At 68.0% G+C, this 25,156-nt stretch carries 20 protein-coding genes and 1 tRNA gene; 17 read left to right on the top strand and 4 right to left on the bottom strand.

What is annotated here, in order from left to right; genetic code table 11:
* The first annotated feature begins 21 nt into the window (after positions 1–21).
* Positions 22–1,077 (top strand): UDP-N-acetylmuramate dehydrogenase, encoded by a 1,056-nt coding sequence (locus ACFV20_RS02575; RefSeq protein WP_385651551.1) that lies wholly within the window; start codon positions 22–24, stop codon positions 1,075–1,077.
* 515 nt (positions 1,078–1,592) lie between these two features.
* Here ACFV20_RS02575 and ACFV20_RS02570 read toward each other — a convergent pair.
* On the bottom strand, positions 1,593–2,624 hold the full coding sequence (locus ACFV20_RS02570) for an adenosine deaminase (protein WP_385651549.1): 1,032 nt from the start codon (positions 2,622–2,624) through the stop codon (positions 1,593–1,595).
* 158 nt (positions 2,625–2,782) lie between these two features.
* Positions 2,783–4,009, bottom strand: a complete 1,227-nt coding sequence (locus ACFV20_RS02565) for a pyridoxal phosphate-dependent aminotransferase (protein ID WP_385651547.1) — start codon at positions 4,007–4,009, stop codon at positions 2,783–2,785.
* 306 nt (positions 4,010–4,315) lie between these two features.
* On the opposite strand from ACFV20_RS02565, the gene ACFV20_RS02560 reads away from it, so the two are divergent.
* From ACFV20_RS02560 to tuf, 16 genes are all read left to right on the top strand, one after another.
* Positions 4,316–4,388, top strand: a tRNA-Trp gene (locus ACFV20_RS02560).
* A gap of 108 nt (positions 4,389–4,496) precedes the next feature.
* A complete protein-coding gene (gene secE / locus ACFV20_RS02555) occupies positions 4,497–4,781 on the top strand; it encodes a preprotein translocase subunit SecE (protein ID WP_104785540.1) in 285 nt (94 codons plus the stop codon).
* 80 nt (positions 4,782–4,861) lie between these two features.
* A complete protein-coding gene (gene nusG / locus ACFV20_RS02550) occupies positions 4,862–5,686 on the top strand; it encodes a transcription termination/antitermination protein NusG (protein ID WP_385651544.1) in 825 nt (274 codons plus the stop codon).
* Between the two features lie 166 nt (positions 5,687–5,852).
* Positions 5,853–6,287: a 50S ribosomal protein L11 gene (rplK, locus tag ACFV20_RS02545; RefSeq protein ID WP_003992325.1), complete on the top strand. Its 435-nt coding sequence runs from the start codon at positions 5,853–5,855 to the stop codon at positions 6,285–6,287.
* A gap of 77 nt (positions 6,288–6,364) precedes the next feature.
* Entirely contained in the window at positions 6,365–7,090 is a 726-nt protein-coding gene (gene rplA, locus ACFV20_RS02540; RefSeq protein WP_385651541.1) for a 50S ribosomal protein L1, read from the top strand.
* A gap of 128 nt (positions 7,091–7,218) precedes the next feature.
* Complete coding sequence (locus ACFV20_RS02535; protein ID WP_385651538.1) at positions 7,219–8,073, top strand: hypothetical protein; 855 nt, start codon at positions 7,219–7,221, stop codon at positions 8,071–8,073.
* 110 nt (positions 8,074–8,183) lie between these two features.
* A complete protein-coding gene (locus ACFV20_RS02530; protein ID WP_385651535.1) occupies positions 8,184–9,011 on the top strand; it encodes a DUF1396 domain-containing protein in 828 nt (275 codons plus the stop codon).
* A gap of 310 nt (positions 9,012–9,321) precedes the next feature.
* Positions 9,322–9,852, top strand: coding sequence for a 50S ribosomal protein L10 (gene rplJ, locus ACFV20_RS02525; protein WP_234849661.1), 531 nt, complete (start codon positions 9,322–9,324; stop codon positions 9,850–9,852).
* Positions 9,853–9,966: 114 nt separating this feature from the next.
* Complete coding sequence (gene rplL, locus ACFV20_RS02520; protein ID WP_385651532.1) at positions 9,967–10,356, top strand: 50S ribosomal protein L7/L12; 390 nt, start codon at positions 9,967–9,969, stop codon at positions 10,354–10,356.
* A gap of 571 nt (positions 10,357–10,927) precedes the next feature.
* On the top strand, positions 10,928–14,413 hold the full coding sequence (gene rpoB / locus ACFV20_RS02515) for a DNA-directed RNA polymerase subunit beta (RefSeq protein ID WP_362047083.1): 3,486 nt from the start codon (positions 10,928–10,930) through the stop codon (positions 14,411–14,413).
* A 94-nt stretch (positions 14,414–14,507) separates the two neighbouring features.
* A complete protein-coding gene (locus ACFV20_RS02510; RefSeq protein WP_385651529.1) occupies positions 14,508–18,419 on the top strand; it encodes a DNA-directed RNA polymerase subunit beta' in 3,912 nt (1,303 codons plus the stop codon).
* A 266-nt stretch (positions 18,420–18,685) separates the two neighbouring features.
* Entirely contained in the window at positions 18,686–19,207 is a 522-nt protein-coding gene (locus tag ACFV20_RS02505) for a DUF1707 and DUF4190 domain-containing protein (protein WP_385651526.1), read from the top strand.
* A 320-nt stretch (positions 19,208–19,527) separates the two neighbouring features.
* The gene (rpsL, locus tag ACFV20_RS02500; protein ID WP_003948652.1) at positions 19,528–19,899 is read left to right on the top strand and encodes a 30S ribosomal protein S12; all 372 of its coding nucleotides are present in this window, start codon (positions 19,528–19,530) and stop codon (positions 19,897–19,899) included.
* Positions 19,900–19,901: 2 nt separating this feature from the next.
* Complete coding sequence (rpsG, locus tag ACFV20_RS02495) at positions 19,902–20,372, top strand: 30S ribosomal protein S7 (protein WP_003998848.1); 471 nt, start codon at positions 19,902–19,904, stop codon at positions 20,370–20,372.
* A gap of 39 nt (positions 20,373–20,411) precedes the next feature.
* Positions 20,412–22,538 carry an elongation factor G gene (fusA, locus tag ACFV20_RS02490; RefSeq protein ID WP_366710353.1) on the top strand — a complete coding sequence of 709 codons (2,127 nt, stop codon included), beginning with the start codon at positions 20,412–20,414 and terminating at the stop codon, positions 22,536–22,538.
* A gap of 157 nt (positions 22,539–22,695) precedes the next feature.
* Positions 22,696–23,889, top strand: coding sequence for an elongation factor Tu (gene tuf, locus ACFV20_RS02485; RefSeq protein WP_003992342.1), 1,194 nt, complete (start codon positions 22,696–22,698; stop codon positions 23,887–23,889).
* Positions 23,890–24,015: 126 nt separating this feature from the next.
* Here the strand turns inward: tuf and ACFV20_RS02480 are convergent, their stop codons facing one another.
* Together ACFV20_RS02480 and ACFV20_RS02475 are read right to left on the bottom strand one after the other, a co-directional pair.
* On the bottom strand, positions 24,016–24,180 hold the full coding sequence (locus ACFV20_RS02480; RefSeq protein ID WP_385651521.1) for a hypothetical protein: 165 nt from the start codon (positions 24,178–24,180) through the stop codon (positions 24,016–24,018).
* Entirely contained in the window at positions 24,177–25,043 is an 867-nt protein-coding gene (locus ACFV20_RS02475; protein ID WP_385651520.1) for a helix-turn-helix domain-containing protein, read from the bottom strand. The genes ACFV20_RS02480 and ACFV20_RS02475 overlap by 4 nt, the downstream gene beginning before the upstream one ends.
* Positions 25,044–25,156 lie beyond the last annotated feature (113 nt).

Here is a 25,156-nt window from a genome sequence, read left to right as displayed (position 1 = left end):
CCGTCTCGTACGCTTGGGCCCGTGCAGGTACTCCACGACGCCCCCCTCGCCCCGCTGACGACCTTCCGCCTGGGCGGCCCCGCGACCCGGCTGATCACCGCCACGACGGACGACGAGGTGATCGCCGCCGTCCGCGAAGCCGACGGGACGGGCACCCCGCTGCTGCTCATCGGCGGCGGCTCGAACCTGGTCATCGGCGACAAGGGCTTCGACGGCACCGCCCTCGTCATCGCCACGAAGGGCTTCTCCCTGGACGGCACGAGCCTGGAGCTCGCGGCCGGCGAGATCTGGACCGACGCGGTCGCCCGTACGGTCGAGGCGGGCCTGGCCGGCATCGAGTGCCTGGCCGGCATCCCCGGCTCGGCGGGCGCGACGCCCATCCAGAACGTCGGGGCGTACGGCCAGGAGGTCTCCGCGACGATCACCGAGGTCGTCGCCTACGACCGCCGCACCGGCGACACGGTCACCCTCTCCAACGAGGAGTGCGCCTTCTCCTACCGCCACAGCCGCTTCAAGTCCGACCCCGAGCGGTACGTCGTCCTGCGCGTCCGCTTCTCCCTGGAGGACGCCGAGGGGCTCTCCGCCCCCCTCCGGTACGCCGAGACGGCCCGCGCCCTCGGTGTGGAACCGGGCGACCGCGTGCCCCTCGCGCAGGCCCGCGAGACGGTGCTGAAGCTGCGCGCCGGCAAGGGCATGGTCCTGGACCCCGAGGACCACGACACCTGGTCGGCGGGCTCCTTCTTCACCAACCCGATCCTCACGGACACCGACTTCGAGACGTTCCGCGCACGGGTCCGCGACCGGCTCGGCGACGGGGTGGAGCCCCCGGCCTACCCCGCCGGCGAGGGCCGTACCAAGACCTCCGCGGCCTGGCTGATCGACAAGGCGGGCTTCACGAAGGGCTACGGCGAGGGCCCGGCGCGCATCTCGACGAAGCACACGCTGGCGCTCACGAACCGGGGGAGCGCGACGACCGAGGATCTCCTGGCCCTGGCCCGCGAGGTCGTGGCCGGAGTCCACGAGGCCTTCGGCATCACCCTGGTCAACGAGCCGGTGACAGTCGGAGTCAGCCTGTAGGCACCCGACGTCGGTGCCGATGCCGGGTGGATCCGCAACCCGGCGGAACGGGGTGCCGCTGCGCCCACCCGTGCCGCCCCAGGCGGCACGCATGCCCGCAGCGGGGGGATGGAAAGCCCCCACGCACCCGCACCCGCCGGCGTGCGTGGGCGGACGCCACGACGCTCCCGCACCCGCCGCCGTGCGCAAGGGGACGTGTCGGGGGGTGTCCGCCCGCAGCGGCACGCATGCCCGCAGCTAAGCGCGAGCCACGACGCACCCGCACCCGCCGCCGTGCGCAAGGGGACGTGTCGGGGGGTGTCCGCCCGCAGCGGTTGGCGCGTCAACGAGCAGTCAGTCGGCACGCAACCCCATCGCGCCGTTCCGAGGACGGACACCCCCCGACGCGGCCCCGACCCCCACCCGGCGCAAGGCGAAACCACGGTCAGCCGGGAAGCCGCAGTCAGCCAGCCAGCCGGTCAGCCGACTGCGGCCCGGGAAGCCGCTGTCGGTCGGTCTGCCGCGGTCTGCCGCGGTCAGCCCGTCAGCCAGTCGTCGACCCCCGCCAGCAGCTTCGTCTTCACGTCCTCCGGCGCAGCCGACCCCCGTACCGACTGCCGCGCCACCTCCGCCAGCTCCGCGTCCGTGAACCCGTGATGCCGCCGCGCGATCTCGTACTGCGCCGCCAACCGCGACCCGAACAGCAACGGATCGTCCGCGCCCAGCGCCAACGGCACCCCCGCCTCGAACAACGTCCGCAGCGGCACGTCCTCCGGCTTCTCGTACACCCCCAGTGCCACGTTCGACGCCGGACACACCTCGCACGTCACCTGCCGGTCCGCCAGCCGCTTCATCAGCCGCGGATCCTCCGCCGCCCGCACCCCGTGCCCCACCCGGTTCGCCCCCAGGTCGTCCAGACAGTCCCGCACCGACGACGGCCCGGCCAGCTCGCCCCCGTGCGGCGCCGACAACAGCCCGGCCTCGCGGGCGATGCCGAACGCCCGGTCGAAGTCCCGCGCCATCCCCCGCCGCTCGTCGTTGGACAGCCCGAACCCGACGACCCCCCGGTCCGCGTACCGCGCAGCCAGCCGTGCCAGCGTCCGCGCGTCCAGCGGGTGCTTCATCCGGTTCGCGGCGACCAGCACCCGCATCCCGAGCCCGGTCTCCCGCGACGTCGTCTCCACCGCGTCCAGGATGATCTCCAGCGCCGGGATCAGCCCGCCGAGCCGCGGCGCGTACGACGTCGGGTCGACCTGGATCTCCAGCCACCCCGACCCGTCCCGCACATCCTCCTCCGCGGCCTCCCGCACCAGCCGCTGGATGTCCTCCGGCTCCCGCAGGCACGAGCGCGCCGCGTCGTACAGCCGCTGGAAGCGGAACCAGCCCCGTTCGTCCGTCGCCCGCAGTCTCGGCGGCTCCCCGCCGACCAGCGCCTCGGTCAGCGCGTCGGGCAGCCGCACCCCGTACTTGTCGGCCAGCTCCAGCACGGTCGAGGGCCGCATCGATCCGGTGAAGTGCAGGTGCAGATGGGCTTTCGGCAGCTCAGAGACATCACGTTCACGCTCCATCCAAAGATCCTGCCGTACGCCCCAGCCGTCCCGGTAGCCGTTTCCCCTTTCGTGGTCTTGCTCGCACAAACAATCTGGCGAAAGCAGAGGGGGCACCCACCGAACTCGGCAGATGCCCCCAGGCCGTAAGACCGGCGCGGCGGACGGCGCAGCGGACGTCAGTCCCGCGCCTCCGCCAGCAGCTTCTGGATCCGGCTCACGCCCTCCACCAGGTCCTCGTCGCCCAGCGCGTAGGACAGCCGCAGATAACCGGGCGTGCCGAACGCCTCGCCCGGCACCACCGCGACCTCGGACTCCTCCAGGATCAGCGCGGCCAGCTCGACCGTGTCCTTGGGCCGCCGGCCCCGGATCTCCTTGCCGACCAGCGCCTTCACCGACGGGTACGCGTAGAACGCGCCCTCCGGCTCCGGGCACACCACGCCGTCGATCTCGTTCAGCATCCGCACGATGGTCTTGCGGCGCCGGTCGAAGGCCTCGCGCATCTTCGCCACGGCGTCCAGGTTCCCGGACACGGCGGCCAGCGCGGCGGCCTGGGCGACGTTGGACACGTTGGACGTGGCGTGCGACTGGAGGTTCGTCGCGGCCTTGACGACGTCCTTCGGGCCGATGATCCACCCGACACGCCAGCCGGTCATCGCGTACGTCTTCGCGACACCGTTGACCACGACACACTTGTCGCGCAGCTCGGGCAGCACCGCCGGCAGCGACACCGCGGAGGCGTCGCCGTAGACCAGGTGCTCGTAGATCTCGTCGGTCATGACCCACAGACCGTGCTCGACGGCCCAGCGGCCGATCGCCTCGGTCTCCTGCTCGCTGTAGACCGCGCCGGTCGGGTTCGACGGGGAGACGAAGAGGAGGACCTTCGTCTTCTCCGTGCGGGCCGCCTCCAGCTGCTCGACGGTCACCCGGTAGCCGGTCGTCTCGTCGGCGACGACCTCCACCGGGACACCGCCGGCCAGCCGGATCGACTCCGGGTAGGTCGTCCAGTACGGCGCGGGGACGATGACCTCGTCGCCCGGGTCGAGGATCGCGGCGAAGGCCTCGTAGATGGCCTGCTTGCCGCCGTTGGTGACGAGGATCTCCGAGACGTCCGGCTCGTAGCCCGAGTCGCGCAGCGTCTTCGCGGCGATCGCGGCCTTCAGCTCGGGGAGGCCGCCGGCCGGCGTGTAGCGGTGGTACTTCGGGTTCTTGCAGGCCTCGATCGCGGCCTCGACGATGTAGTCCGGGGTCGGGAAGTCGGGCTCACCGGCGCCGAAGCCGATCACCGGCCGCCCGGCGGCCTTGAGGGCCTTGGCCTTGGCGTCCACGGCGAGGGTGGCGGACTCGGAGATCGCGCCGACTCGGGCGGAGACCCGGCGCTCGGTGGGAGGGGTTGCAGCGCTCATGGGCCCCATCGTTCCAGACCGGAAACGCGCGCGGCACGGGGGTTTCACAGACTGAACAACGTCGGGCAAACCCTGGAACAACCGTGCGGATCGCCCGCGCGGCCTGCGCGATCTTCGGCTGATTCACGTCAGCCCGGCCCCCGCCCGCGCGGCGATCCGCCGCCAACGAGCCCTCCCGCGGGCCCTATCTGTTCGACGACCGGCCGCGGAGCACGTACACTCTCACCTCGTTGGCCTTCGGCAGGCCGCGCCCGTTCGGTGCACACCAAGCATCCGGACAGATGCGGTACGTTGGGGGACACACAAAGGGTCGTAGCTCAATTGGTAGAGCACTGGTCTCCAAAACCAGCGGTTGGGGGTTCAAGTCCCTCCGGCCCTGCTACACACTCCATCGCCAGGATGTGTGCGCATGTACGTACAGCAATGCATCGCCGTGCGGCTCAGACCGGGCGCGGCACGGCCACGACCCGGAATCAGGTGAGGACGAGTGACGGACGCCGTGGGCTCCATCGACATGCCTGATGCCCAGGACGAGGCGCCGGAGTCCAAGAAGGCCCGCAAGGGCGGCAAGCGTGGAAAGAAGGGCCCGCTCAAGCGGCTCGCCCTCTTCTACCGCCAGATCGTCGCGGAGCTGCGCAAGGTCGTCTGGCCGACCCGCAACCAGCTGACGACCTACACGACCGTGGTGATCATCTTCGTCGTCATCATGATCGGCCTGGTCACCGTGATTGACTATGGGCTCAGCAACGCCGCGAAGTACGTGTTCGGCTGAGCAGTCCGCGAAGAGCGCCGAGGTACCCGGCGCTCCTTTCGCATGTTCCACCCCCATGTATCCAGGAAGAAGCAGCCACCGTGTCTGACCCGAACGTGAACGACGCCATCGAGCCGGTCGAGTCCGTCGAGGACGAGCTCGACATCGTCGAGGGCGCGGACAGCGAGGACACCGAGGCCTCCGCCGAGGTCGAGGCTGCCGACGCCGTCGCGGACGACGCCGCCGAGGCGGAGTCCGAGGACGCCGAAGAGGCCGCGGAAGAACTCGAGGAAGAGCCCGAGGACGACCGCGACCCGATCGAGAAGCTCCGCGAGGAACTGCGGGTCCTGCCCGGCGAGTGGTACGTCATCCACACCTACGCCGGCTACGAGAACCGCGTGAAGACCAACCTCGAGCAGCGCGCCGTCTCGCTGAACGTCGAGGACTACATCTTCCAGGCCGAGGTGCCGCAGGAAGAGGTCGTCCAGATCAAGAACGGCGACCGCAAGACGATCAAGCAGAACAAGCTCCCGGGCTACGTCCTGGTCCGCATGGACCTGACGAACGAGTCCTGGGGCGTCGTCCGCAACACTCCCGGCGTCACCGGCTTCGTGGGCAACGCCTACGACCCGTACCCGCTGACCCTGGACGAGATCGTCAAGATGCTCGCCCCCGAGGCCGAGGAGAAGGCGGCACGCGACGCCGCCGAGGCCGAGGGCAAGCCCGCCCCGCAGCGCAAGGTCGAGGTCCAGGTGCTGGACTTCGAGGTCGGCGACTCGGTCACCGTCACCGACGGCCCGTTCGCCACGCTGCAGGCGACCATCAACGAGATCAACGCGGACTCGAAGAAGGTCAAGGGCCTCGTCGAGATCTTCGGCCGCGAGACGCCGGTCGAGCTCTCCTTCGACCAGATCCAGAAGAACTGACTTCCGGACTCACCGCTTCCGCGCAGGTCAGGCGATCGCTCCGGCGCTTGCCTGACCTGCTCGGTTTTCAGCCGCGCATCCATACCCGTTATCGTTGTGCGGTATGCCTGCATCCGGGTGGTCCCCGGGCGTGGGCAGGACCCGAATCGAAAGGACCCGGAGAGCTATGCCTCCCAAGAAGAAGAAGGTCACGGGGCTCATCAAGCTCCAGATCCAGGCCGGTGCCGCCAACCCGGCCCCGCCGGTCGGCCCCGCGCTGGGTCAGCACGGCGTGAACATCATGGAGTTCTGCAAGGCCTACAACGCCGCGACCGAGTCGCAGCGTGGCTGGGTGATCCCGGTGGAGATCACGGTCTACGAGGACCGCTCCTTCACCTTCATCACCAAGACGCCGCCGGCCGCCAAGATGATCCTGAAGGCCGCGGGCATCGAGAAGGGCTCCGGCGAGCCGCACAAGACCAAGGTCGCGAAGATCACGCGCGACCAGGTCCGTGAGATCGCCACGACCAAGATGCCCGACCTCAACGCCAACGACCTGGACGCCGCCGAGAAGATCATCGCCGGCACCGCCCGTTCCATGGGCGTCACGGTCGAGGGCTGAGCCCCAACCCCCATCAGCAGAAGTGGCAGGGCCTGCTCGGCCCGGACCACGACTCCTAAGAATCCACAGGAGCAGTAGTGAGCAAGCGCAGCAAGTCCCTTCGCGCTGCGGACGCCAAGATCGACCGGGAGAAGCTCTACGCCCCGCTCGAGGCCGTCCGTCTCGCCAAGGACACCTCCACGACCAAGTTCGACGGCACCGTCGAGGTCGCCTTCCGCCTGGGTGTCGACCCGCGCAAGGCCGACCAGATGGTCCGTGGCACCGTGAACCTTCCGCACGGCACCGGTAAGACCGCCCGGGTCCTGGTCTTCGCGACCGGTGACCGTGCCGAGGCCGCGCGTGCCGCGGGCGCCGACATCGTCGGCGCCGACGAGCTCATCGACGAGGTGTCGAAGGGCCGTCTGGACTTCGACGCCGTCGTCGCCACCCCGGACCTCATGGGCAAGGTCGGCCGCCTCGGCCGCGTGCTCGGTCCGCGTGGTCTGATGCCGAACCCGAAGACCGGCACCGTCACCCCCGACGTCGCCAAGGCCGTCACCGAGATCAAGGGCGGCAAGATCGAGTTCCGTGTCGACAAGCACGCGAACCTGCACTTCATCATCGGCAAGACGTCGTTCGACGACACCAAGCTGGTGGAGAACTACGGCGCGGCCCTGGAGGAGATCCTCCGTCTGAAGCCGTCCGCCGCCAAGGGCCGCTACATCAAGAAGGCCGCGGTCAGCACCACCATGGGCCCGGGCATCCCGGTCGACCCGAACCGCACCCGCAACCTCCTCGTCGAGGAGGACCCGGCCGCGGTCTGAGCCTCCCGGCTCACCCAACCGGTCACGGGCCCCGCACCTCTTACAGGTGCGGGGCCCGTTCCCTTTTCCGGTACGTACGCCGGTGGCCTGGGTTAACGTGCGGGAACCGGATGGGAACGGGGGGACGCATGCAGGGCACGACCGTGCGCCGCGTGGGCCTGGTGCTCGCGGCGACCACGCTGACGGGGGTGACCGCCTGCACGTCCCAGGACTCCTCCGACGGCCCCGGCCGCGGTGACCGCGCCGCACACGGCCGGGCCCTGGCGGCGCTGCGCTCCGCCGAGCGCGCCACCGAGTCCGCCCGGTCCGCGCGGGTCGAGTCCACGACGACCATGGGCTCGCTGATGTCCATGACGGCCGACGGCACCCTCGGCTGGAGCGACGGCATCACCGGCACCTTCACCATCAGATACACCGGCGGCACCGTCGCCGACACCATGCGCCGGCTCGGCACCACCTCGATGGAGGCCCGCTACCTGCCCGAGGCGTACTACGCGCGACTGGGCGAGAAGTTCGCCGAGCGGACCGGCGGCAGACGCTGGATCCGGTACGCGTACGAGGACCTCGACGCCCTCGCCGGCGGCTCCGGTGCCCACCTCGGCGACCAGATGCGCAGCACCACGCCCAACCAGTCCGTGAAGCTGCTGCTGTCCTCGGGCGACGTCAGGAAGGTCGGCGAGGAGACCGTCCGCGGCCGGTCCGCGACGCACTGGTCCGGCACGGTGGCGGCCGCCGACGTCACCGACACCGCTCTGCGCAAGCAGCTCACCGAGGCCGGTGTCACCACCGAGACCGTCGACATCTGGGTCGACCGGCGGAACCTGCTGGTCAAGAAGGTCGAGAAGGCACGGACGACCACCGGCCCGCTGACCCAGACCGCGCACTACGCCGACTACGGCGTGCCGGTCCGGGCCGAGCGGCCCCCGGCGTCCGACACCGGCGACTTCCAGGATCTGGTGCGCGAGCAGTCCGGCACACCCTGACCTCTGCGGCCTCTGCGACCTCTGCGCCGAATTCCGATGAACACGTGTGCCTGCTGGGATAGGCTCGCCGCCTTGCTGTGAAGCGAGCATGTATTCCTTGGGGGGAAACGATGAGGACATCCTTACCTGCCGCCGGCGCGTGCGCCCTGCTCCTCGCCGCCGGTGCCGTCGGCTGCGGATCCGCGGAGTCGCCGGAGATGACGCCCGCCGCGGCCGTCGCCAAGGCGGCGAAGAACACGGAGGACATCACGTCCCTCCGGTACCGCATGAAGGGCACGGTCCCGGAGTCGGGCCGCGTCGAGGGCGAGGCGTCCATGCGCCTCAAGCCCACGATCGCCATGAGCATGAAGATGCAGGCTCCCGACCAGGCCGCGGGGGAGTCCGTGGAGATCCGTCTCGTCGACAAGGCCATGTATCTCGGTGGGGGAGCCGAGATGGCCAAGGAGATGGACGGCAAGAAGTGGCTGAAGTTCGATCTGTCCGGCTCCGAGGCGGCCAAGGAGATCGACAAGATGGGGTCGCCGACCCAGGCCGAGCAGAACCCGGCGGCCGAGTCCACCTTCCTCACCGGCGCCAAGGACGTGAAGAAGGTCGGCAGCGAGGAGGTCGAGGGCGTCGAGACCACCCACTACTCGGGCACGGTCACCCTGGACGACCTGCGCGCCTCGCTCAAGGACGACAAGGCGGAGACCCGCAAGCAGCGCGAGAAGAGCGTCAAGCAGTACGAGAAGCTCGGCATCGACACGTTCACGATGGACATGTGGGTCGACGGCGAGGACCACACCAAGCAGTTCCGTATGAAGGGCCAGGCCGACAAGGGCCCGATGGACATGACCATCACCTTCCTCGACTACAACAAGCCGGTCACCGTCACGGCCCCGCCGGCCGAGGACGTCGCGGACCTGAGCGAGATGTTCAAGGAGCTGGACGAGGGCTGAACCGCCCCGCGCTGATCAGCCGTACGGGCGGATTTGCTTGACGGCGATCCGTTCCCGTACTCTCCTACAGAAGCCAAAGACCGCTGGTCGTTTACCGCGCGCTCATCAGAGGGCGCGGTGGCCGAAGGATCCGCTGACACGGCGGACGGCCCGCGCAGGTGACACAGGAGAAGCTCCCGGAGCCCGCCGCCTCGTGCGTGCGTGAAACCGGTCGAGCTACGCCCCGTGCGCTTGCGCCGGGGCGTTTCGTTTTCCCCAGTCCTCCTTCGGGTCCGCGCGGTCCGAATCACCCGGAAGGAGGCCGAGGCTCATGGCGAGGCCTGACAAGGTCGATGCCGTCGAGGAGATGCGGGACAAGTTCCGCAACTCCAACGCTGCTGTCGTTACCGCGTACACCGGTCTCACCGTCGCGCAGCTCCAGCAGCTGCGTCGTTCACTCGGTGAGAACGCTCAGTACCGTGTGGCGAAGAACACGCTGACCAAGATTGCGGCCAACGAGGCCGGGATCACGACGCTGGACGACCTCTTTGCGGGTTCGTCGGCCGTCGCCTTCGTGACCGGTGACCCGGTCGAGGCGGCGAAGGGTCTCCGTGACTTCGCCAAGGACAACCCCAACCTCGTCATCAAGGGCGGCGTCCTTGACGGCAAGGCGTTGTCCGCCGATGAGATCAAGAAGCTTGCGGACCTCGAGTCCCGCGAGGTTCTGCTCTCCAAGCTGGCCGGTGCCTTCAAGGCGAAGCAGTCCCAGGCTGCCTCCGTCTTCCAGGCGCTGCCGTCGAAGCTCGTCCGCACCGTGGACGCGCTCCGTGCCAAGCAGGACGAGCAGGGCGGTGCCGAGTAACTCGGCTCGCATCCCGGCCGCCGCTGCCTGAACGCGGCGACCGTCGCGGGCCAGTAGTACGCCCGCCTCACATGTACATCCGGCACCTGCCGAATTAGTGGAAGGACCGCCATCATGGCGAAGCTCAGCCAGGAAGACCTGCTCGCGCAGTTCGAGGAGATGACCCTCATCGAGCTCTCCGAGTTCGTGAAGGCGTTCGAGGAGAAGTTCGACGTCACCGCCGCCGCTGCCGCGCCGGTCGTCGTCGCCGGTGGTGCCGCTGGTGGCGCCGCCGCCGAGGCCGCTGAGGAGCAGGACGAGTTCGACGTCATCCTCACCGGTGCCGGCGACAAGAAGATCCAGGTCATCAAGGTCGTGCGTGAGCTGACCTCCCTGGGTCTGAAGGAGGCCAAGGACCTCGTGGACGGCGCCCCGAAGCCCGTTCTCGAGAAGGTCGCCAAGGACGCCGCCGAGAAGGCCGCCGAGGCCCTCAAGGGCGCCGGCGCCTCCGTCGAGGTCAAGTAAGACCCTCGGATCCGTCAGGGTCCACAACACGTCCCGCTGGACGTGTAACGCGTAAGCGCGGAAGAGCGATCATCCATCCGGGTGGTCGCTCTTCGGCGTTCTCGGGGGCGGGCCGCGGTTGCCTTGAAGCCCCGGTGACGGGGGGTATGGTGATCTTCGTCGTGTCTCCGGGCGGCCCCGGATCGGGCAGAGGGGCCTTGACGAACCGCACGCAGCGCGCAATTCTCAGGACGCGTCGTCACAGGATCCGAATCCGAGGCATGGATCGGCGACGAAGAGGGCAGTACTAACGTGCGTTGAGGGCAGCGCCTTGTCGCAGGAGTGGAACAACGAGGGTGAACACGGGTTCCAGAACCCGCACTGGACATCAGTGTGCCAAGTGGCTACACTGACCCTTTGCGCTGCCTGTTAGCTGTCCCCTGCCCGTCACCAGGGGTCTGCCCTCGCCCGAGCATCGATGACAAGACATGCCTGACCTGGCCTTTCGGCCCTGTGGGCACAGCTTGTCTCCATGTACGGGAGAGGGGCCGGTACGCGCGTAGTGAGTCCGAGCCCTCGGAAGGACCCCCTCTTGGCCGCCTCGCGCAACGCCTCGACCGCGAATACGAACAACGCCGCCAGCACTGCCCCGCTGCGCATCTCTTTTGCAAAGATCAAGGAGCCTCTTGAGGTTCCGAACCTGCTCGCGCTGCAGACCGAGAGCTTCGACTGGCTCCTCGGCAACACCGCCTGGCAGAGTCGGGTCGAGGAGGCTCTCGAGAACGGTCAGGACGTCCCCACCAAGTCCGGGCTCGAGGAGATCTTCGAGGAGATCTCCCCGATCGAGGACTTCAGCGGGTCGATGTCGCTGACCTTCCGCGACCACCGCTTCGAGCCGCCGAAGAACTCCATCGACGAGTGCAAGGACCGCGACTTCACGTACGCGGCCCCGCTCTTCGTCACGGCTGAGTTCACGAACAACGAGACCGGCGAGATCAAGTCCCAGACGGTCTTCATGGGCGACTTCCCGCTCATGACGAACAAGGGCACCTTCGTCATCAACGGCACCGAGCGTGTCGTGGTGTCGCAGCTCGTCCGTTCGCCCGGTGTCTACTTCGACTCCTCCATCGACAAGACGTCCGACAAGGACATCTTCTCCGCCAAGATCATCCCGTCCCGGGGTGCCTGGCTGGAGATGGAGATCGACAAGCGCGACATGGTCGGTGTGCGCATCGACCGCAAGCGCAAGCAGTCCGTCACCGTCCTGCTCAAGGCGCTCGGCTGGACCACCGAGCAGATCCTCGAGGAGTTCGGCGAGTACGAGTCCATGCGCGCCACCCTGGAGAAGGACCACACCCAGGGCCAGGACGACGCGCTGCTCGACATCTACCGCAAGCTGCGTCCGGGCGAGCCCCCCACCCGTGAGGCCGCGCAGACGCTGCTCGAGAACCTCTACTTCAACCCCAAGCGCTACGACCTGGCCAAGGTCGGCCGCTACAAGGTCAACAAGAAGCTGGGTGCGGACGCTCCGCTCGACGCGGGCATCCTGACCGTCGAGGACATCATCTCGACGATCAAGTACCTGGTGAAGCTGCACGCGGGCGAGACCGAGACGGTCGGCGACAGCGGTACGAACATCGTCGTCGAGACCGACGACATCGACCACTTCGGCAACCGCCGCCTGCGCAGCGTCGGCGAGCTCATCCAGAACCAGGTCCGTACGGGTCTGGCGCGTATGGAGCGTGTCGTCCGCGAGCGGATGACGACCCAGGACGTCGAGGCGATCACGCCGCAGACCCTGATCAACATCCGGCCGGTCGTCGCCTCCATCAAGGAGTTCTTCGGCACCAGCCAGCTGTCGCAGTTCATGGACCAGAACAACCCGCTGTCGGGTCTCACCCACAAGCGCCGTCTGTCGGCTCTTGGCCCGGGTGGTCTCTCCCGTGAGCGGGCCGGCTTCGAGGTCCGTGACGTGCACCCCTCGCACTACGGCCGCATGTGCCCGATCGAGACGCCCGAAGGCCCGAACATCGGTCTGATCGGCTCGCTCGCCTCCTACGGCCGGGTCAACGCGTTCGGTTTCGTCGAGACCCCCTACCGCAAGGTGTTCGAGGGCCAGGTCACCGACGAGGTCGACTACCTGACCGCCGACGAGGAAGACCGCTTCGTCATCGCGCAGGCCAACGCGCCGCTCACCGACGACCTCCGCTTCGCCGAGGCGCGCGTCCTGGTCCGCCGTAAGGGCGGCGAGGTCGACTACGTCGGTGGCGAGGACGTGGACTACATGGACGTCTCGCCGCGCCAGATGGTGTCGGTCGCGACCGCCATGATCCCCTTCCTCGAGCACGACGACGCCAACCGTGCCCTCATGGGCGCGAACATGATGCGTCAGGCCGTGCCGCTGATTAAGTCCGAGGCCCCGCTCGTCGGCACCGGCATGGAGTACCGCTCCGCGGTCGACGCCGGCGACGTGGTCAAGGCCGAGAAGCCCGGTGTGGTCCAGGAGGTCTCCGCGGACTACATCACCACCGCCAACGACGACGGCACGTACATCACGTACCGGCTGGCCAAGTTCGCCCGCTCCAACCAGGGCACCTCGGTCAACCAGAAGGTCATCGTCAACGAGGGCGACCGGATCATCGAGGGCCAGGTCCTCGCCGACGGTCCGGCCACCCAGAACGGCGAGATGGCGCTGGGCAAGAACCTGCTCGTGGCGTTCATGCCGTGGGAGGGTCACAACTACGAGGACGCGATCATCCTGTCGCAGCGCCTCGTGCAGGACGACGTCCTCTCCTCGATCCACATCGAGGAGCACGAGGTCGACGCCCGTGACACCAAGCTCGGCCCCGAGGAGATCACCCGGGACATCCCGAACGTCTCCGAGGAGGTCCTCGCCGACCTCGACGAGCGCGGCATCATCCGTATCGGTGCCGAGGTCGTCGCCGGTGACATCCTCGTCGGCAAGGTCACGCCCAAGGGTGAGACCGAGCTGACCCCGGAGGAGCGCCTGCTGCGCGCGATCTTCGGTGAGAAGGCCCGTGAGGTCCGTGACACCTCGCTGAAGGTGCCGCACGGCGAGATCGGCAAGGTCATCGGCGTTCGTGTCTTCGACCGCGAGGAGGGCGACGAGCTTCCCCCCGGTGTGAACCAGCTGGTGCGCGTCTACGTCGCGCAGAAGCGCAAGATCACCGACGGTGACAAGCTCGCCGGCCGTCACGGCAACAAGGGCGTCATCTCGAAGATCCTGCCGATCGAGGACATGCCGTTCCTGGAGGACGGCACCCCGGTCGACATCATCCTCAACCCGCTCGGTGTGCCGTCCCGAATGAACCCGGGTCAGGTCCTGGAGATCCACCTCGGCTGGCTCGCCAGCCGCGGCTGGGACGTCTCCGGTCTCGCGGACGACTGGGCGCAGCGCCTGCAGGCCATCGAGGCCGACCAGGTCGCGCCGGGCACCAACGTCGCCACCCCCGTCTTCGACGGTGCGCGTGAGGACGAGCTGGCCGGTCTGCTGAACCACACCATCCCGAACCGCGACGGCGAGCGCATGGTGCTCCCGACCGGTAAGGCGCCGCTGTTCGACGGCCGCTCCGGCGAGCCGTTCCCGGAGCCGATCTCGGTCGGCTACATGTACATCCTCAAGCTGCACCACCTGGTCGACGACAAGCTGCACGCCCGGTCGACCGGTCCGTACTCGATGATCACTCAGCAGCCGCTGGGTGGTAAGGCCCAGTTCGGTGGCCAGCGCTTCGGTGAGATGGAGGTGTGGGCGCTGGAGGCTTACGGCGCCGCGTACGCCCTCCAGGAGCTGCTGACCATCAAGTCCGACGACGTCACCGGCCGCGTGAAGGTCTACGAGGCCATCGTCAAGGGCGAGAACATTCCCGAGCCCGGCATCCCCGAGTCCTTCAAGGTGCTCATCAAGGAGATGCAGTCCCTGTGCCTCAACGTGGAGGTGCTGTCCTCGGACGGCATGTCCATCGAGATGCGCGACACCGACGAGGACGTCTTCCGCGCTGCGGAGGAGCTTGGCATCGACCTGTCCCGGCGCGAGCCGAGCAGCGTCGAAGAGGTCTGACGGGAGTCCGGAGGCCTTCGCGATGAAGGCCTCCGGCCCCAGGACCCCCGTATCAGACCCCATGACTTACAACCCTGAGAGGGATTGACGCATAGTGCTCGACGTCAACTTCTTCGACGAGCTCCGGATCGGTCTGGCCACCGCTGACGACATCCGTCAGTGGAGCCACGGCGAGGTCAAGAAGCCCGAGACCATCAACTACCGCACCCTCAAGCCCGAAAAGGACGGACTCTTCTGCGAGAAGATCTTCGGTCCGACCCGGGACTGGGAGTGCTACTGCGGCAAGTACAAGCGCGTCCGCTTCAAGGGCATCATCTGTGAGCGCTGTGGCGTCGAGGTCACCCGCGCCAAGGTGCGCCGTGAGCGGATGGGCCACATCGAGCTCGCCGCGCCCGTCACGCACATCTGGTACTTCAAGGGTGTTCCGTCGCGCCTGGGCTACCTGCTCGACCTGGCGCCGAAGGACCTCGAGAAGGTCATCTACTTCGCGGCGTACATGATCACGTACGTCGACGAGGAGCGCCGTACGCGCGACCTGCCCTCGCTGGAGGCCCACGTCTCCGTCGAGCGCCAGCAGATCGAGCAGCGCCGCGACGCCGACCTGGAGGCCCGCGCCAAGAAGCTCGAGACCGACCTGGCCGAGCTGGAGGCCGAGGGTGCCAAGGCCGACGTGCGCCGCAAGGTGCGCGAGGGTGCCGAGCGCGAGATGAAGCAGCTGCGCGACCGCGCGCAGCGCGAGATCGACCGTCTCGACGAGGTGTGGAACCGCTTCAAGAACCTCAAGGTCCAGGACCTGGAGGGTGACGAGCTGCTCTACCGCGAGCTGCGTGACCGCTTCGGCACGTACTTCGACGGCTCGATGGGTGCCGCGGCGCTGCAGAAGCGCCTGGAGTCCTTCGACCTCGACGAGGAGGCCGAGAAGCTCCGCGAGATCATCCGCACCGGCAAGGGCCAGAAGAAGACCCGTGCGCTCAAGCGCCTGAAGGTCGTCTCCGCGTTCCTGCAGACCAGCAACAGCCCCAAGGGCATGGTGCTCGACTGCGTGCCGGTCATCCCGCCGGACCTCCGCCCGATGGTGCAGCTGGACGGTGGCCGCTTCGCGACCTCCGACCTGAACGACCTGTACCGCCGTGTGATCAACCGCAACAACCGCCTGAAGCGGCTTCTCGACCTCGGTGCGCCCGAGATCATCGTGAACAACGAGAAGCGCATGCTCCAGGAGGCCGTCGACGCGCTGTTCGACAACGGCCGCCGCGGTCGCCCGGTCACCGGTCCCGGCAACCGCCCGCTGAAGTCCCTCAGCGACATGCTGAAGGGCAAGCAGGGCCGCTTCCGTCAGAACCTGCTCGGTAAGCGTGTGGACTACTCCGCGCGTTCCGTGATCGTCGTCGGTCCGCAGCTGAAGCTGCACCAGTGCGGTCTGCCGAAGGCGATGGCGCTGGAGCTGTTCAAGCCGTTCGTGATGAAGCGCCTGGTCGACCTGAACCACGCGCAGAACATCAAGAGCGCCAAGCGCATGGTCGAGCGCGGCCGCACGGTCGTGTACGACGTGCTGGAAGAGGTCATCGCGGAGCACCCGGTTCTGCTGAACCGTGCGCCCACGCTGCACCGCCTCGGCATCCAGGCCTTCGAGCCGCAGCTGGTCGAGGGCAAGGCCATCCAGATCCACCCGCTCGTCTGCACCGCGTTCAACGCGGACTTCGACGGTGACCAGATGGCCGTGCACCTGCCGCTGTCCGCGGAGGCGCAGGCCGAGGCCCGCATCCTGATGCTGTCCTCGAACAACATCCTCAAGCCGGCCGACGGCCGCCCGGTGACGATGCCGACCCAGGACATGGTCCTCGGTCTGTTCTTCCTCACCACCGACGGCGAGATGCGCGACCTCAAGGGCGAGGGCCGGTCCTTCGCCTCGGTCGCGGAGGCGATCATGGCCTTCGACGCGGGCGAGCTGTCGCTCCAGTCGAAGATCGACGTCCGCTTCCCGGTCGGCACCATCCCGCCGCGCGGCTGGACCCCGCCGACGCCCGAGCAGGGTGCCGAGGGCGACAGCGGCGAGTGGCAGCAGGGTGACCCGTTCCGGCTGAACACCACCCTGGGCCGCGCGCTCTTCAACGAGCTGCTGCCCGAGGACTACCCGTTCGTCGACTACGAGGTCGGCAAGAAGCAGCTCTCCGAGATCGTCAACGACCTCGCCGAGCGCTACCCGAAGGTCATCGTGGCGGCGACGCTCGACAACCTGAAGGCGGCCGGCTTCTACTGGGCGACCCGTTCCGGCGTCACCGTGGCCATCTCCGACGTCGTCGTCCCCGAGGCGAAGAAGGAGATCGTCCGCGGCTACGAGGCGCAGGACGAGAAGGTCCAGAAGCAGTACGAGCGCGGTCTGATCACCAAGGACGAGCGCACGCAGGAGCTCATCGCGATCTGGACCAAGGCGACCAACGAGGTCGCCGAGGCGATGAACGACAACTTCCCGAAGACCAACCCGATCTTCATGATGGTGAACTCGGGTGCACGAGGCAACATGATGCAGATGCGTCAGATCGCCGGTATGCGTGGTCTGGTGTCGAACGCGAAGAACGAGACGATCCCGCGCCCCATTAAGGCCTCCTTCCGTGAGGGCCTGTCCGTGCTGGAGTACTTCATCTCCACGCACGGTGCCCGTAAGGGTCTGGCGGACACCGCTCTGCGTACCGCCGACTCGGGTTACCTCACCCGTCGTCTGGTCGACGTCTCCCAGGACGTCATCATCCGCGAGGAGGACTGCGGCACCGAGCGCGGTCTGCGCCTCAAGATCGCGGACCGGAACGCCGAGGGCGGTCTGGTCAAGACCGAGGACGTCGAGACGTCCGTGTACGCGCGCTGCCTCGCCGAGGACATCGTGGTCGACGGGCAGGTGCTGGCCCCGGCCGGCACCGACCTGGGCGACGTCCTCATCGAGGAGCTCGTGCAGCGCGGTGTCGAGGAGGTCAAGACCCGCTCGGTCCTGACCTGCGAGTCCGCCGTCGGCACCTGCGCGATGTGCTACGGCCGTTCGCTGGCCACCGGCAAGCTGGTCGACATCGGTGAGGCGGTCGGCATCATCGCCGCCCAGTCCATCGGTGAGCCCGGTACCCAGCTGACGATGCGTACCTTCCACACCGGTGGTGTGGCCGGTGACGACATCACCCAGGGTCTGCCGCGTGTCGTCGAGCTCTTCGAGGCCCGTACCCCGAAGGGTGTCGCCCCGATCTCCGAGGCGTCCGGCCGCGTCCGGATCGAGGAGACCGAGAAGACCAAGAAGATCGTCGTCACCCCGGACGACGGCAGCGACGAGACGGCCTACCCGATCTCGAAGCGTGCCCGTCTCCTGGTCAGCGAGGGCGAGCACGTCGAGGTGGGCCAGAAGCTCACCGTGGGTGCCACCAACCCGCACGACGTGCTGCGCATCCTGGGCCAGCGTGCCGTCCAGGTCCACCTGGTCGGCGAGGTCCAGAAGGTCTACAACTCGCAGGGTGTGTCGATCCACGACAAGCACATCGAGATCATCATCCGGCAGATGCTGCGCCGTGTGACGATCATCGAGTCCGGCGACGCCGAGCTGCTGCCCGGCGAGCTGGTCGAGCGCTCGAAGTTCGAGACCGAGAACCGTCGTGTGGTCCAGGAGGGCGGTCACCCGGCCTCCGGTCGTCCGCAGCTGATGGGTATCACCAAGGCCTCGCTGGCGACGGAATCCTGGCTGTCGGCCGCCTCCTTCCAGGAGACGACCCGAGTCCTGACGGACGCGGCGATCAACGCCAAGTCCGACAGCCTCATCGGCCTCAAGGAGAACGTCATCATCGGTAAGCTCATCCCGGCCGGTACGGGTCTGTCCCGCTACCGCAACATCCGGGTCGAGCCGACCGAGGAGGCCAAGGCCGCGATGTACTCGGCCGTCGGCTACGACGACATCGACTACTCGCCGTTCGGCACGGGCTCCGGCCAGGCCGTTCCGCTGGAGGACTACGACTACGGTCCGTACAACCAGTAAGCGAGTCGCTTGAGTCGAAGGGCGGTCACCCTCAGGGGTGGCCGCCCTTCGGCGTTCCCGGGCGGGTGGGGAAGGGCCCCTACGCCGTCTCACCGGGCGTCTGCGGGCGTGCGGCCACGGGGGCGCGCCCGAGAGGCGCGTGCGTGTGCGGGAGCGCCGCTGTCGGCTGCCTGGCCGACATGCGACGGCCTGCCTCAGACGCACCGGTGCCGGAACCGCCGCTTCGGCGCATCATGGAAGGACTCCGGCCCTCGGGGAGGTGCTCCGTGTCGCAGCCGCACTATCCGTCTTGGCAGCCCTGGCAGGGCTCCGGCGCTCCGTCGATGCTGGCGTCGCACGCCGACCGCGAGCGGGCCGTGGACGTGCTCAGGGCCGGCTACGGCGAGGGGCGGATGGAGCAGGGCGAGTTCGAGAAGCGGGTCGGGAGGGCGTACGCGGCGCGGACGGTGGGGGAGCTGGCGCTGCTCGTCGCGGACCTGCCGCAGGGGCCGCTGCCGCAGCCGTCCCCGGTCCTGCCCGTGCCGGGGACGTTCCTGCCGGTGCCGCGGCCCAGGACCAACGGGAAGGCCGTCGCGGCCGGGGTGTGCGGGCTGTTGTGTGTGCCGACCATGGGGCTGACCGGTATTCCGGCCGTGGTGCTGGGGCATGTGGCCCGGGCCGAGATCCGCAGCCGGGGCGAGCTGGGGGACGGGCTGGCGCTGACCGGTCTGGTGCTCGGGTGGTTGTCCACGGCGGGTTGGGCACTCGTTCTGGTGTTGCTCACGGTGGTGTCCGTCGTAGCATCGTGAAGGTATGCAAAACGGACAGTCGCCGTCGAATTGAAGATCGGCAACGGCCGGGGGGCTTGACATGTCCCGCATGGCGATGCGGGCGGTGCCCATTTGTTTTGACCGCAGCGAATGCGGTAGGTACGCTCAGACCTTGTGCCTGGGGTGTGCCCTGGCTCGCGTGTGTGCCATGAACCGCACGGCGAGCCGAGACCGGCCACCGTAATCTGCGCTGTTTCTGCCTGGCGGCGGGAGTCCGCGGGATTCGACACACCCGACCGCGTGGGTCGGCGACGTTCCAGGTTAGCTTCACCATTCGGCACACAGAAACCGGAGAAGTAGTGCCTACGATCCAGCAGCTGGTCCGGAAGGGCCGGCAGGACAAGGTCGAGAAGAACAAGACGCCCGCACTCGAGGGTTCCCCTCAGCGCCGGGGCGTCTGCACGCGTGTGTTCACGACCACCCCGAAGAAGCCGAACTCGGCCCTGCGTAAGGTCGCGCGTGTGCGTCTGACCAGCGGGATCGAGGTCACCGCTTACATTCCGGGTGAGGGACACAACCTGCAGGAGCACTCCATCGTGCTCGTGCGCGGCGGCCGTGTGAAGGACCTGCCGGGTGTTCGCTACAAGATCATCCGTGGCTCCCTCGACACCCAGGGTGTCAAGAACCGCAAGCAGGCCCGTTCCCGCTACGGCGCCAAGAAGGAGAAGTAAGAATGCCTCGTAAGGGCCCCGCCCCGAAGCGCCCGGTCATCATCGACCCGGTCTACGGTTCTCCTCTGGTCACGTCGCTCATCAACAAGGTGCTGCTGAACGGCAAGCGCTCCACCGCCGAGCGCATCGTCTACGGCGCCATGGAGGGCCTGCGCGAGAAGACCGGCAACGACCCGGTCATCACGCTGAAGCGCGCTCTTGAGAACATCAAGCCGACCCTCGAGGTCAAGTCCCGCCGTGTCGGTGGCGCCACCTACCAGGTGCCGGTCGAGGTCAAGCCCGGCCGCGCCAACACCCTGGCGCTGCGCTGGCTGGTCGGTTACTCCCGCGCCCGTCGCGAGAAGACCATGACCGAGCGTCTCCTCAACGAGCTTCTCGACGCCTCGAACGGCCTCGGTGCGGCCGTGAAGAAGCGCGAGGACACCCACAAGATGGCCGAGTCCAACAAGGCCTTCGCGCACTACCGCTGGTAGTCGCTACCCACATCGAGACCGAGAGAAGACTGAAGCCTTATGGCTACCACTTCACTTGACCTGGCCAAGGTCCGCAACATCGGGATCATGGCCCACATCGACGCGGGCAAGACGACCACCACCGAGCGGATCCTGTTCTACACCGGCGTGTCGTACAAGATCGGTGAGGTCCACGACGGCGCCGCCACCATGGACTGGATGGAGCAGGAGCAGGAGCGTGGCATCACGATCACGTCTGCTGCGACCACCTGTCACTGGCCGCTCGAGGGCGACGACTACACCATCAACATCATCGACACCCCGGGTCACGTCGACTTCACCGTCGAGGTGGAGCGCTCCCTGCGTGTGCTCGACGGTGCCGTGACGGTGTTCGACGGTGTCGCCGGTGTCGAGCCGCAGTCCGAGACGGTGTGGCGTCAGGCCGACCGCTACGGCGTGCCGCGTATCTGCTTCGTCAACAAGCTGGACCGTACCGGCGCCGAGTTCCACCGCTGCGTGGACATGATCTCGGACCGCCTGGGCGCGCAGCCGCTGGTCATGCAGCTGCCGATCGGTGCGGAGGCGGACTTCAAGGGCGTCATCGACCTCGTGACGATGAAGGCCCTGGTCTGGTCGGCCGAGGCGACCAAGGGCGAGATGTACGACACCGTCGACATCCCGGACACCCACGCCGAGGCTGCCGAGGAGTACCGCGGCAAGCTGCTCGAGGCCGTCGCCGAGAACGACGAAGAGCTGATGGAGCTGTACCTGGAGGGCACCGAGCCCACCGTGGAGCAGCTCTACGCCGCGATCCGTCGTATCACCATCGCGTCCGGCAAGGGCGGCGGCACCACCGTCACCCCCGTGTTCTGCGGCACCGCGTTCAAGAACAAGGGCGTTCAGCCCCTGCTCGACGCGGTCGTGCGCTACCTGCCCACCCCCCTGGACGTCGAGGCCATCGAGGGCCACGACGTCAAGGACCCGGAGCAGGTCATCGCGCGCAAGCCGTCGGAGGACGAGCCCCTCGCCGCGCTGGCGTTCAAGATCATGAGCGACCCGCACCTCGGCAAGCTCACCTTCGTCCGCGTGTACTCCGGCCGTCTGCAGTCCGGCACCGCTGTGCTGAACTCGGTCAAGGGCCGCAAGGAGCGCATCGGCAAGATCTACCGCATGCACGCCAACAAGCGTGAGGAGATCGAGTCGGTGGGCGCCGGCGACATCGTCGCCGTCATGGGCCTGAAGCAGACCACCACCGGTGAGACGCTGGCCGACGAGAAGAACCCGGTCATCCTGGAGTCCATGGACTTCCCGGCGCCGGTCATCGAGGTCGCCATCGAGCCCAAGTCGAAGGGCGACCAGGAGAAGCTCGGCGTCGCGATCCAGCGCCTGGCCGAGGAGGACCCCTCCTTCCAGGTGCACACCAACGAGGAGACCGGCCAGACCGTCATCGGCGGTATGGGCGAGCTTCACCTCGAGGTGCTCGTGGACCGCATGAAGCGCGAGTTCAAGGTCGAGGCCAACGTCGGCAAGCCGCAGGTCGCGTACCGCGAGACGATCCGCAAGGCCGTCGAGAAGGTCGAGTTCACCCACAAGAAGCAGACGGGTGGTACCGGCCAGTTCGCTCGCGTCATCATCGCGATCGAGCCCATCGAGGGTGGCGACGCCTCGTACGAGTTCATCAACAAGGTGACCGGTGGCCGTGTGCCGAAGGAGTACATCCCTTCGGTGGACGCCGGTGCGCAGGAGGCCATGCAGTTCGGCATCCTCGCCGGTTACGAGATGACCGGTGTGCGCGTGACGCTGCTCGACGGTGCCTACCACGAGGTGGACTCCTCCGAGCTCGCGTTCAAGATCGCCGGTTCGCAGGCCTTCAAGGAGGCCGCGCGCAAGGCCAGCCCCGTGCTGCTCGAGCCGATGATGGCCGTCGAGGTCACCACGCCCGAGGACTACATGGGTGAGGTCATCGGCGACATCAACTCCCGCCGTGGCCAGATCCAGGCCATGGAGGAGCGGGCCGGTGCCCGCGTCGTGAAGGGCCTCGTGCCCCTCTCGGAGATGTTCGGCTACGTCGGCGACCTGCGCAGCAAGACGTCCGGCCGTGCGAGCTACTCCATGCAGTTCGACTCCTACGCCGAGGTTCCGCGGAACGTCGCCGAGGAGATCATCGCGAAGGCCAAGGGCGAGTAACGCACCGCGTCTACACGCCGTAGGCTTGACTCCGGAGCCTCGTGGGGCATTCCGCCGCAACAGCGGAGGGAATGCCCCGCGGATCCGGGCCATCCAGCAAAGATCACCTGGCGCCGATGAGTAAGGCGTACCAGAACCACTCCACAGGAGGACCCCAGTGGCGAAGGCGAAGTTCGAGCGGACTAAGCCGCACGTCAACATCGGCACCATCGGTCACATCGACCACGGTAAGACGACCCTCACGGCCGCCATTACCAAGGTGCTGCACGACGCGTACCCGGACCTGAACGAGGCCTCGGCCTTCGACCAGATCGACAAGGCTCCTGAGGAGCGCCAGCGCGGTATCACCATCTCCATCGCGCACGTCGAGTACCAGACCGAGACGCGTCACTACGCCCACGTCGACTGCCCCGGTCACGCGGACTACATCAAGAACATGATCACGGGTGCGGCGCAGATGGACGGCGCCATCCTCGTGGTCGCCGCCACCGACGGCCCGATGCCGCAGACCAAGGAGCACGTGCTCCTGGCCCGCCAGGTCGGCGTTCCGTACATCGTCGTCGCCCTGAACAAGGCCGACATGGTGGACGACGAGGAGATCCTGGAGCTCGTCGAGCTCGAGGTCCGTGAGCTCCTCTCCGAGTACGAGTTCCCGGGCGACGACGTTCCCGTCGTCAAGGTCTCCGCTCTGAAGGCCCTCGAGGGCGACAAGGAGTGGGGCAACTCGGTTCTCGAGCTCATGAACGCCGTCGACACGGCGATCCCCGAGCCCGAGCGTGACGTCGACAAGCCGTTCCTGATGCCGATCGAGGACGTCTTCACGATCACCGGTCGCGGTACGGTCGTCACCGGCCGTATCGAGCGTGGTGTCCTGAAGGTCAACGAGACCGTCGACATCATCGGCATCAAGCCGGAGAAGACCACCACCACGGTCACCGGCATCGAGATGTTCCGCAAGCTCCTCGACGAGGGCCAGGCCGGTGAGAACGTCGGTCTGCTCCTCCGTGGCATCAAGCGCGAGGACGTCGAGCGCGGCCAGGTCATCATCAAGCCGGGCTCGGTCACCCCGCACACCGAGTTCGAGGCGCAGGCCTACATCCTGTCCAAGGACGAGGGTGGCCGCCACACGCCGTTCTTCAACAACTACCGCCCGCAGTTCTACTTCCGTACGACGGACGTGACCGGCGTGGTGACCCTCCCCGAGGGCACCGAGATGGTCATGCCGGGTGACAACACCGAGATGAAGGTGGAGCTCATCCAGCCCGTCGCCATGGAGGAGGGCCTGAAGTTCGCCATCCGTGAGGGTGGCCGGACCGTGGGCGCCGGCCAGGTCACCAAGATCAACAAGTGAGTCCTCGGACTGGCTTGAGGGTCTACTGACCTGAGTGGCTCGAAGGGGCCCGTACGACTTCGGTCGTGCGGGCCCTTTTGCGTTGTCCCGCAACGGGCGCCGGCGAGCTGCGTTTCGTGTGGCGAGTCAGAAGCCCAGGTACGTGTTCTGGACGACGCAGATCCGCTCGGTGCGGACGACGTGGTCGGCCTGAGTGCTCATCGTGTCCACCTCCAGGGAGTGCCCTGGCCAGGCTGTCCCGCCCGGGTGGCAGGGGAGCGCGGCAACGTCGGCGGCAGTTGCTCTCCTCATGCGGCTTCCATGAGTTCGGTTCGACTGGCGCGGCAGTCGCGGCAGTGGCCGGGTTTCGGGGCGCGGAAGGCGCGGTCGCAGCCGTCGCAGGTCTGGAGGGGGTGCCGGGTGGGCGGCGATGGCGCCTGCGGTGCCCCGAAGGGCGGCGGTGGCGGCAGCTGGGCGGTGAGGCGGTGGGCGAGGAGGGCGGCCGGGCGGTGCAGGGGCTCCGGTGGGAGATCGGTCGTCAGGGCGTGCCGTACGGCGGCCGGGGTGACGTCCCGCTCCAGCCAGGCGGCGACGCCCGGGGCGAGGTGGGCGGTGTCGCTCGTGGACAGGAGGAGACGGGGGTCTTCGCGGCGGAGCCGGCTGAGGAGGTCCGTGGCCTGTTGAAGGAGGGCGGGGGCGGGGCAGGCCGGGCGCGGTACCGCGGGGAGGGGTTTGCCACCGGGTTGCCTCGTCCGCTTCCCCGGCGCCGGGCGCGGGGTGTCCGTACGGCTGTGGCCCGGCTGGTTGCAAGAGGTCGTGCGAGTGATGATCCGGCCGTCCGGGACGCGCTCGCGGGCGCGGCGCAGATAGCCGTGCGCCTCCAGCTCGCGCAGGGCGGCGGCGATGCGGGTGGTGCCCTCAGGGAACCGGGCCGCCAGGGACTTGATGTCGATGCGGGAGCCCGCCGGGAGCGACTGGATGTGCACCGAGAGCCCGATCGCGAGCAGCGACAGCTCCGGGTGCTGGGCCAGGTGGTTGCCGATCACCGTGAAGCGGGTGGTGTGGCGGGTGTTGTCGTGAACCAGGCCGCCGTGGGGGTTCCGTCGGTTCGGGTGCTTCTTTGCGGCAACCCGGGTGTGGGCGTGCGAGGGCACGTTAGGGTTCTGCGTATCCATCGGGAAGCTCCTACTTCCTCGGTGGTCAGGCCCTCGCACTGGGATTGCCGTCCCGGCGGGGGCCGTCGCATGTCTGCGGTTGTGTTGCGCTGAGCGTAGGGCAGGCAAGGGCC

It is taken from the genome of Streptomyces sp. NPDC059696, from assembly GCF_042733745.1.
In the GTDB taxonomy this organism is placed as follows: Bacteria; Actinomycetota; Actinomycetes; order Streptomycetales; family Streptomycetaceae; genus Streptomyces.
The sequence above is the reverse complement of the archived record's forward strand: the minus strand, read 5'-3'. Positions and strand labels throughout refer to the sequence as shown.